We start from the raw sequence: 9,745 nt of genomic DNA on the forward strand, positions 1-9,745 counted from the left end.
CGATCAGGCGGGAGGGGCTTGGTGAGCGTTCACAATTGCGCGCAGGACGGCGCAGCCGCCGGCCGGCAGCCGGCTCACGGTGCCGTCGGTGAGCAGGTCGTGGCCGGGCTGCGGCAGCGGGACGGCCTCGTCGAGGTGGTTGATCAGCACGTGCCAGCTCCGGCCGTCCGGGGCGTGCCGGGTGACGGCCTCGACCCCGGCCGGCAGGCCCGGCAGCTCCGGGGCGGCCCCGGCCTCCGTGAGCAGCCGGCCGACCAGTGCGGTGTAGCTCGCGTCGTCGAGGCGGGTGGAGAGGTACCAGCCGTGGCCGGAGCCGAAGGCGTGGCGGGTGAGCGCCGGGCGGCCGGCCAGCAGGCCGTGGGTGTAGGCGGCGAGCGCCTCGGCGCCCTCGGTGCGCAGGGACTCGCTCCAGGAGGAGATCGTCGAGCCGTCGGAGAGCGCGACCTCCTCGCCCCGCGCCAGCGGGCGGTGCTCCTCGACGCGGATGCCCAGCGCCTCGCGCAGCGGGGCGGCCGGGTAGCCGCCGAGTCGGGCGTGCAGGCGCTCGTCCACGATGCCGTTGAAGTGCTGGACGAGCAGGGTGCCGCCGTCGGCGACGTAGCGGCGCAGGTTCTCGGCGGCCGCGTCGGTGAGCAGGAACAGCGCGGGGGCGAGGACGGCCCGGTAGCGGCTCAGGTCGCGCTCGGGGTGGGCGAAGTCGACCGTCAGCCCGGCGTCCCACAGCGCCCGGTGGGCGCGGCGCAGCGGGCCGATGTAGTCGAGCTCGGCGGACGGCAGGCCGTCGACGTTCATCGCCCACCAGGCGTCGGAGTCGTGCAGCACGGCGACCTCGGCCCGGGCGGTGGAGCCGGCGAGCTCGCCGAGCCGGGCGACGGCCTCGCCGGTCGCCGTCACCTCGCGGAAGGTACGGCTGTCCGGCCCGGCGTGCGGGACCATCGAGGAGTGCCACGTCTCGGCGCCGGCCTTGGACTGGCGCCACTGGAAGAACAGCGCGCCCTCCGAGCCGCGGGCGATGTGGGCGAGCGAGTGGCGCAGGATGTCGCCCGGCTCCTTGGGGAGGACGCGGTCGCCGACGTAGACGGTGTTGGTGCCGGACTCCATCAGCAGCCAGGGGGCGCCGCCGGCGAAGGAGCGGGCCCGGTCGGCGTCGAAGGCGGCGTGGGCGGCGGCGTCGACGCCGGGGGCGGTGGGGTAGTGGTCGACCGAGACCAGGTCGACCTCGCGGCCGAAGGCCCACAGGTCCAGGCTCTGGTAGCCGGGCATCATCAGGTTGGTGGTCACCGGACGGTCGCTGTGGGCGCGGATCGCGTCGCGCTGCTCGCGGTAGGCGGCGAGGGTCTCGTCGGACCAGAAGCGGCTGTAGTCCAGGGCCTGGCCGGGGTTGCGGTGCCACTGGCTCCTCCGGGGCGGCAGGATCTGCTCCCACGAGGTGTAGCGCTGGCTCCAGAAGGCCGTCCCCCAGGCCTGGTTGAGGGCGTCCAGGGAGCCGTGCCGGGCGCGCAGCCAGACCCGGAACGCGGCGGCGGCGTGGTCGCAGTGGCAGAGCGAGACGTACTCGTTGTGCACGTGCCACAGGGCGAGCGCCGGGTGGTCGCCGTAGCGTTCGGCGAGGGCGGCGGCGATCCGGCGGGCGGCCAGCCGGTAGGCGGGGGCGGCGACGCAGTAGGTGTCCCGGCTGCCGTGGGTCAGCCGGGTGCCGTCGGGGCCGACGGGCAGGGCGTCCGGGTGGGCCAGGGTGAACCACGGCGGCGGGGAGGCGGTGGGGGTGGCCAGGTCGACGGCGACGCCGGCCGCGTGCAGCCGGTCGAGGTGGGCGTCGAGCCAGTCGAAGGCGTAGCGGCCCTCCTCGGGCTCCGTCAGGGCCCAGGAGAAGACGCCGACGGTGGCGAGGTTGACCCGCGCCCGGCGCATCAGCTCGTCGTCCTGCTTCCACACCTCCGCGTCCCACTGCTCGGGGTTGTAGTCCCCGCCGAAGGCGAGGCCGCCGAGGCGGTCGGTGAGCCGGCGGACGTCCATGGGGAGCTGCTCCTTCGGTAGGGGAGGTCAACTGCGGTGCGGGGCCGGTGCGGTGCTCTCGCGGACCACCAGTTCCGGTGGCATCAGGAGGAGTTGGTCCTTCGGCTCGTCGCCGGCGGTGGTCGCGGCGATCCTCGCCATCACCTGGTCGACGGCGACCTGCCCGAGGTCCTTCTTCGGGCCGGTGACGGAGGTGAGCCGGGGGGCGTGCTGCTCGGCCAGGGCGTCGGGGCAGATGGCGACGACGGAGGCGTCCTCCGGCACGGTCCGTCCGCTGGCGCGCAGCAGGCTGAGCAGCGGGCCGATCGCGCCCTCGTTCTGCACGACGAACCCGGTGGTGTCGGGCCGGTCCGCGAGGACCCGGGCCAGGGTGCCGGCCGTGCTCTCGTAGGTGCCCTCGCACGGCCGGTGCAGGAAGCGCAGCCCCCGCCGCTCGGCGCGGGCGCGGAAGCCGTTCAGGGTGCGCTCGGCGTAGCCGGCGTGCCGCCGGTAGACGCCGCTGCTGTAGCCGATGAAGGCGATGTCGCGGTGGCCGAGGTCGGCCAGGTGGTCGGCGCACAGGGCGCCGGCGGTGGCGAAGTCGTGGTCGACGCAGGAGAGTCCGGTGGGGTCGTCGGGCAGGCCGATGAGGGCGGCGGGGATGTCGTGGGCGCGCAGCACCGGGATGCGGTCGTCGTCCAGCCGGACGTCCATCAGGATGACGCCGTCGGCGAGTCCGGTGGCGGCGACGCGGCGGACGCCGTCGGGGCCTTCGTCGTTGGTGAGCAGCAGGACGTCGTAGCCGTGTTCGCGGGCCGCGACGGTGACGGCGATGGCGATCTCCATCATGGTGGGCACGTGCACCTCGGGGTGGAGCGGCACCACCAGGGCGATGATGTGCGAGCGCTTGCCGGCCAGGGCCCGGGCGCCCGCGTGGGGGTGGTAGCCGAGGTCCGTGATGGCCTGCTCGATGCGGGTCCGGGTCTCGTCGGAGATCGGCCGCTTGCCGCTGAGGGCGTAGCTGACCGTGCTCGACGAGACGCCGGCGTGCCTGGCCACATCGGCGAGTGTCACCATCGTTGTGCTTCCTTCGTGTCGGTTCCGGTGGGAGCGGCCCGGCCGCGCGGCGGGGAGGCCGTGCGCGGGGCCGCTCCCGTTCTGGGGTGCCCGGTTCGGCTCAGCCCTTGATCGCGCCGGTGAGGACACCGGTGCGCAGGTGCTTCTGCACGAACGGGTACACGATCACCAGTGGTACCAGGGTGAGGACGACGACCGCCATCTGCAGGGACAGTGGAGCGGTCTGCGCGTGGGTCTCCCCGAAGCCGGAGTTGACCGAGCCGGGCAGGCCGTTGGCCCGGTTGACGTAGGTGAGCAACACGTACTGCAGCGGCCACTTCTGACTGTCCGTCGGCATGTAGAGCATGACGTTGAAGAAGGAGTTCCAGTACCCGACGGCGTAGAACAGCGCGGTGACGGCGGTGACGGCGCGCGAGGTGGGCAGGACGACCGACCACAGGATCCGCCACTCGCCGGCGCCGTCCACCCGGGCCGCGTCGATCAGCTCGGCGGAGGTGTCCTGGTAGAAGGAGCGCAGCACCAGGATGTTGAAGACGGAGACCGCGCTCGGCAGGATCAGCGCCCACCACTGGCCGTAGCCGCCGAGCTCGGTGACCACCAGGAAGCTCGGGATCAGGCCGCCGCCGACGAACATGGTGACGATCAGCAGCATCAGGACGAAGCGCTGCCCGAACGACCGGGAGCGGGAGAGGCCGTAGGCGCACAGGACCGAGACGACCATGGACACGGCGGTGCCGACCACGGTGATGCCCAGGCTCACCCCCAGCGCGGTGACGATCGTCGGGTCGCCGAGCATCTGGCGGTACGTCTCGGTGGTCAGGCCGTCCGGCCAGATCACCAGGCCGCCGGCCCGGTTGATGGCGCCGGGGGTGGAGAAGCTGGTCAGCACGATGATCCAGAGCGGGACCAGGATGACCGCGAGCGTCCCGCCGAGCGTGAGGCCCTTGGCGGCCTTGCCGGCCGCGGTCGGCGGCTCCTCCCAGGGCGGGCGGGCGGAGCGGGCCCGGCGGCGGGCGGCTGCTGTCGCGGTGCGGCGCTTCTCGCCCCGCGAACCCATGGTGAGTGCGTTCGTCATCTGCGGTACAGCCCGTCCTCGCCGAAGGCGTGCGCCAGCTTGTTCGCGCCCCAGATGAGCACGAGCGAGACCACGCTCTTGAAGAGCCCGGCCGCCGCGCCGTAGCTGTAGCCGCCGGTGGCGATGCCGTAGTAGAAGGAGAAGGTGTCCAGGACGTCGGCGGCCTCGTGGCCGACCGCGTTGCGCTGGACCAGGAACTGCTCGAAGCCGACGGACAGCGCGTTGCCGAGCCGCAGGACCAGCATCAGCACGATCACTCCGCGCAGGCCCGGCAGCGTGATGTGCCACATCCGCCGCCACCGCCCGGCGCCGTCCGCCGCCGCGGCCTCGTACAGCTCGCTGTTGATGGCGCTGAGCGCCGCCAGGAAGACGATGATCCCCCAGCCCGCCTCCTTCCAGATCGCCTGGGAGGTGACCAGCAGGGCGAAGGTGTCCGGGTTGGTCATGATGTCCCAGGTGCTGATGTCGTGCTGGCGCAGGAACTGGTTGAGCACGCCGGCGCCGCCGAGCATCTGCTGGAAGATCGTGACCGCCAGCACCCACGAGAAGAAGTGCGGCAGGTAGACCACGGACTGGAAGAAGTTGCGCAGCCGCTCGCTCAGCACCGAGTTGAGCAGCAGGGCCAGGGCGATCGGGACCGGGAAGAAGAGAACCAGCTGGACGAAGCTCAGGTACAGCGTGTTCTGCATCGCGGCCCAGAACGCCGAGTCGTTGAGCAGCTGCTGGAACTGGTCGAAGCCGACCCACTCGCTGTTCCACACCCCGACCAGCGGGTCGTACTCCTGGAAGGCGGTGACGATGCCGAACAGCGGCACGTAGTTGAACACCAGGAGCAGGACGACGGCGGGGACCGTCATCAGCAGGAGGGACCTGTCGCGCCGCAGCCTGGTCCGCCAGCCCAGGCGCGCCGGGCCGGTCCCGCCGGCGCGGGCGGCCGGGCGCTTGCGCACCGCGGTGCTCACTGGCCGGTGCCGTACTTGTTGAGGACGTTGTCGGTCATCCACGCCTTGAGCCGCTCCCCGGGGCCGGAGCGCCAGCTGGATATGACGTCCTGCACCTCGGAGACCTTCTTCTTGCCGTGGTAGCAGTCCGTGATGGCGTCGTTGACGTTCTGCGCGGCGGCGGCCGAGGCGATGGCCTGCGGCATGCTGAGGTTCATGCCCCAGAAGAGCGGTTTGGTGAGGTACTTGACGTTGGCGGCCGACCAGCTCGCGTAGTCCCTGCTGATCTGCTCGCCGCCCGGGTTGCTGGTCACGGAGGGGCCGGCGGCCAGGAACGCGTAGGTCGTCACCTGGGCGTCCTTCTTCCCCTCCTCCGTGAAGGTCGGCACGCCGTTCACCCGGGTGTGGTGGACGCCCTCGACGCCGAAGTTGAGCATGGTGTACTCGGCCGTGCCGTAGGGCGCGGCGAGGTAGTTCGCGACGGCGAGCAGTTCCTGGATCTGCTCCGGCTTCAGATCGGCGTTGAGGTAGCTGATCATGCTGGCGGCGGCGCCCATGTAGATCACCGGCGTGCCCTTGCCGTCGGCGGTGACGGCGTTGAGCGCGCCGCGCCGGTAGTTCGGGTCCGCGGCGGTGCCGGACTGGTGGTCGCTCAGGTTCCAGGCACCCAGTCCGCCGCCGGCGATGAGCGTCTTGCCGCTGTAGAAGCGGGTGGCCCCGTTGGAGACGTCGCCGGCGAGCGCGTCCGGGTGCATGGAGCCCGAGGCGGCCAGGCGGTTGTGCCAGTCGAGGGCCTCCATGAACTCCTGGGTCTCCGTCGGGTGGACCAGTCTGCCGTTGTCGATCCGCCAGTTCATGGGGACGTTCCAGGCGACCTGGAGGTAGGTCCACACGTCGTCGAAGGCCCACACGCCCCGTTTGGCGTCGGTCAGTTCCTTGCCGAGGTCCATCAGGTCGGCGGCGGACCTGATCTGGTCGGCGGTGATGCCCCGGGCCTCGAGGACGTCCCGGCGGTAGAACGTGGCGCCGGGGATGCCGAAGGTGGTGGAGAAGCACGGGATGCCGTAGAGCTTGTCGCCCCAGATGCCGTGCTGCCAGGCGCCGGTGGGAAGGGCGGCCAGGTTGGGGTACTTCCTGATGTTGTCGCCGGACAGGTAGGGGGACAGGTCCGCGAGCTGGGTGCCGGCCAGCCCGCCGGTGTTGAAGGCGTTGTTCATCCAGGCCGGCAGGTTGATCCAGTCCGGCAGCTTCTTGGCGGCGGTCATCGTCGGGATGATGGTGCTGTAGTTGATCCCGTCCGTCGGCTTGACGGTGAGCTCGACTCCGAGGGCCTTGTTCATCGCCTGGTAGAAGGAGTTGCCGGCCGGCGGGGCCGTGCCCCACAGCGGGGTGACCGCCGTGTAGCTGCCGCCCTTGCCCGGAACGCCGGAGACGCTGGCGGGAGGGGACGCCGGGTAGGAGAGGTAGGCCGGGTCGGTGGCGGCGTCGCCCGAGCCCTGCACGGGGGCGATGTCCGGCTTGACCGCGCCGGCGTTCGGCACGTAGGCCGGCAGGGCGGCCTTGAGGCCCTCCTTGGTGTTCGCCCCGGCCTTCTTGGTCGAGCCGCCGCCGCAGGCGGTCAGCAGGGGCGCCATCGCGGCGGCTCCCGCGACCGTGGCGGCGGTGGTCAGGAAGCTCCTGCGGTTCAATCCGGATCTCATGGTGGCCGGGCCCCTTCTCCGTCGAAGCGCGGTATGAGCGTCGAAGCGCTTGGATGTTTCGGCGACACTAACGACGCGTTACGAGTTGAGCAAGAGGCTGAACAAAAGCAAAATCGTTTGTTTCCTGGGGAGTTGACACGACCGGGGGAGCGTGTCAGCGTCGAAGCGCTTCGAAAAGCGATCTCCGAGCCCAGCCCGCCCGAGGGGTGTCCCAGGTGAGTTCCGTGCCCGTGTCCGCTGCCGGCCTGCCCGGTTTCCGCAATCCCACGCTTCCCCTGCGGGAGCGCGTCGACGACCTGCTCCACCGGCTCACGCTCGACGAACGGCTCGCGATGCTGCACCAGTACGCGCCGGCCGTCCCGCGCCTCGGCGTCGCCGCCTTCCGCACCGGCAGCGAGGGCCTCCACGGCGTCTCCTGGCTCGGGGTGGCGACGGTCTTCCCGCAGGCCGTCGGCCTCGGCGCCAGCTGGGACGAGGAGCTGGTGCGCGCGGTCGGCGAGGCGGTCTCGACCGAGCTGCGGGCCTTCCACTACCACCGCCCGCCGGCGGTCGGCTCCCCCGAGCGCGGGCCCAACTCCCTGCAGGCCTGGGCCCCGGTGCTCAACCTGCTGCGCGACCCCCGGTGGGGGCGCAACGAGGAGGGGTACTCCGAGGATCCGGTGCACACCGCGCGGGTCGGCGAGGCGTTCTGCCGCGGGCTCTCCGGCGACCACCCGGCCTACCTGCGCACCGCCCCGGTGCTCAAGCACTTCCTCGCCTACAACAACGAGGACGACCGCTGCACCACCTCCTCCGGACTGCGCCCGCGCGTCCTCCAGGAGTACGACCTGGCCGCCTTCCGCCCGGTCATCGCCTCCGGCGCCGCGACCGGCGCGATGGCCGCCTACAACCTGGTCAACGGCCGCCCCTGCCACGTGAGTCCGCTGATCGAGGCGGAGCTGCGCCGCTGGGCCGAGCCCACCGGACACGAGCTGTTCGTGGTCAGCGACGCCGAGGCGCCGTCCAACCTGGTCGACCCGGAGCACTACTTCGACGACCACGCCGAGTCCCACGCGGCGGCGCTCAAGGCCGGCATCGACAGCTACACCGACCACGGCGAGGACACGGAGACGGTGGTCGGCCGGCTGCGCGAGGCGCTGGACCGCGGCCTGATCGAGGAGGCCGACGTGGACCGCGCCGTCCGCCGCCAGCTCGAAGTGCGCTTCCGTCTCGGCGAGTTCGACCCCGAGCTGGACCCGTACGCCGCCATCGGCCCGGAGGTGATCGACAGCCCCGAGCACCGCGCCCTGGCCCGCAGGGCCGCGACCGAGTCGGTCGTCCTGCTCAAGAACGACGGCCTGCTGCCGCTCGACCCCGCCCGCACGCCGCGGATCGCCGTCATCGGCCCGCTCGCCGACGCGCTCTTCGAGGACTGGTACAGCGGCACCATGCCGTACCGGGTCGGTGTGGCCACCGGCCTCGGCGCGGCCCTCGCCCCGCACGGCGGCGAGATCGTCCGGGTGGAGGGCTGCGACCGGATCGCCCTGCGCTCGCGCACCACCGGCGACCTGCTCGGCAAGACCTCCTTCGACGTGACCGACTGGGGCGGCGGCGCCCTCGCGCTGCGCGCCGCCGACACCGGCCGCTACCTGGCCCTCCAGGACGACGAGGGCCTGGCCGCCGACCAGGACGTCATCAAGGCCTGGTTCGTCAAGGAGACCTTCCGGCTCGAACCGGCCGGCGAGGACACCGTGCTGCTGCGCAACGTGTTCACCGGCCGCTACGCCGCCGTGGACCCGACCGACGGCCGGGTGAGCGTCACCGCCCGGAGCGCCGACGACGCCGAGCGCTGGCAGCGCGAGCTGCTGCGCGACGGCCGCGCCGAGGCGCGCGAAGCCGCCGCGACGGCGGACGCCGCCGTCGTCGTCCTCGGCAACCACCCGATGATCAACGGCCGCGAGACCGAGGACCGCGCCGACGTCCGCCTGCCCGAGGGCCAGGAGGAACTGCTGCGCGCCGTCGCCGAAGCCCGCCCGCAGACGGCACTGGTGCTGATGAGCAGCTACCCGTTCGGCGCCGACTGGGCCGCAGAGCACCTGCCCGCCGTGGTGTGGACCTCCCACGGCGGGCAGGAGACAGGCCACGCGCTGGCCGCCGTCCTGCTCGGCGAGGCCGAGCCCGCCGGCCGGCTGCCGCAGACCTGGTACCGCGGCGACGACCCGCTGCCCGCCCCGCTGGACTACGACATCATCAAGGCCGGCTGGACCTACCAGTACCACCGGGGCGCCGCCCTCTACCCCTTCGGACACGGGCTGTCCTACACCGACATCGCCTACCGCGACCCGCGCCTGTCGCAGCCGTCCATCGGCCAGGACGGCGAGGTCGACCTCACGGTCACCGTGGAGAACCGCGGCCGGCGCCCCGGCAGCGACGTCGTCCAGGTCTACGTCCGCGCCCTGGACGCCCGCTACGAGGCGCCCCGGCTGCGCCTGGCCGACTTCCGCAAGGTCCGGCTGGAGCCGGGGGAGAGCCGCGAGCTGGCGTTCCGGCTGCCGGCCGAGCGGTTCGCCCACTGGGACGTCGCCACCGGCGCCTTCGCCGTCGACCCCGGCCGCTACGAGGTCGTCGTGGCGAGGTCGGCCGAGGAGGAGGTCCTCGTCACGCCGCTCACCGTGACCGGGGCGGCGCCCGCGGCCCGCGCCGTCGTCGGACGGACCGTCCGGGCCGTCGACTTCGACGACCACGCGGACGCCGCCATCGTCGACGCCACCCGCGCCGACGGCGACGCCGTGGCGCCCGCCGACCCCGGGCGGCCCGCGGTGCTGCTGTTCCGCGAGGTCGACCTCTCCGGCGCCGTCCGGGTCGAGGTCGAGACCGCCCGCGCGGACGGCGCGGACGGCGCCGCCCGGCTGGAGGTCCGGGCCGGCGGCCGGCTGCTGGCCGAGATCGACGTGCCCGTGACCGGCGACCGCTACGCC

General features: G+C 72.6%; 6 protein-coding genes. 1 reads left to right on the top strand and 5 read right to left on the bottom strand.

Annotated elements, in window-relative coordinates; translation table 11 throughout:
- Window positions 1-3: 3 nt before the first annotated feature.
- The 5 genes from ABZW03_RS08225 to ABZW03_RS08245 form a co-directional block, all read right to left on the bottom strand.
- Window positions 4-2,016, bottom strand: coding sequence for a beta-galactosidase (locus ABZW03_RS08225; protein WP_355253824.1), 2,013 nt, complete (start codon window positions 2,014-2,016; stop codon window positions 4-6).
- Window positions 2,017-2,043: 27 nt separating this feature from the next.
- Window positions 2,044-3,072 carry a LacI family DNA-binding transcriptional regulator gene (locus ABZW03_RS08230; protein WP_355253826.1) on the bottom strand — a complete coding sequence of 343 codons (1,029 nt, stop codon included), beginning with the start codon at window positions 3,070-3,072 and terminating at the stop codon, window positions 2,044-2,046.
- 100 nt (window positions 3,073-3,172) lie between these two features.
- The gene (locus tag ABZW03_RS08235) at window positions 3,173-4,147 is read right to left on the bottom strand and encodes a carbohydrate ABC transporter permease (protein ID WP_355253828.1); all 975 of its coding nucleotides are present in this window, start codon (window positions 4,145-4,147) and stop codon (window positions 3,173-3,175) included.
- Complete coding sequence (locus tag ABZW03_RS08240) at window positions 4,144-5,109, bottom strand: ABC transporter permease subunit (protein WP_355253830.1); 966 nt, start codon at window positions 5,107-5,109, stop codon at window positions 4,144-4,146. Before ABZW03_RS08240 ends, ABZW03_RS08235 begins: the two co-directional genes overlap by 4 nt.
- Window positions 5,106-6,776 (bottom strand): Tat pathway signal sequence domain protein, encoded by a 1,671-nt coding sequence (locus ABZW03_RS08245; protein WP_355253832.1) that lies wholly within the window; start codon window positions 6,774-6,776, stop codon window positions 5,106-5,108. The genes ABZW03_RS08240 and ABZW03_RS08245 overlap by 4 nt, the downstream gene beginning before the upstream one ends.
- Before the next feature lie 236 nt (window positions 6,777-7,012).
- Here ABZW03_RS08245 and ABZW03_RS08250 point away from each other — a divergent pair.
- Window positions 7,013-9,745, top strand: a 2,733-nt coding sequence (locus ABZW03_RS08250; RefSeq protein WP_355253834.1) for a glycoside hydrolase family 3 C-terminal domain-containing protein, incomplete at its 3' end; no start/stop codon positions are given.

This window comes from Kitasatospora sp. NPDC004799, from assembly GCF_040609095.1.
Lineage (GTDB): Bacteria > Actinomycetota > Actinomycetes > Streptomycetales > Streptomycetaceae > Kitasatospora.

Excerpts from the sequence above, each read along its gene's own strand:
- ABZW03_RS08225 (WP_355253824.1), bottom strand. The coding sequence starts at position 2,016 with ATGGACGTCCGCCGGCTCACCGACCGCCTCGGCGGCCTCGCCTTCGGC.
- ABZW03_RS08230 (WP_355253826.1), bottom strand. The coding sequence starts at position 3,072 with ATGGTGACACTCGCCGATGTGGCCAGGCACGCCGGCGTCTCGTCGAGC.
- ABZW03_RS08235 (WP_355253828.1), bottom strand. The coding sequence starts at position 4,147 with ATGACGAACGCACTCACCATGGGTTCGCGGGGCGAGAAGCGCCGCACC.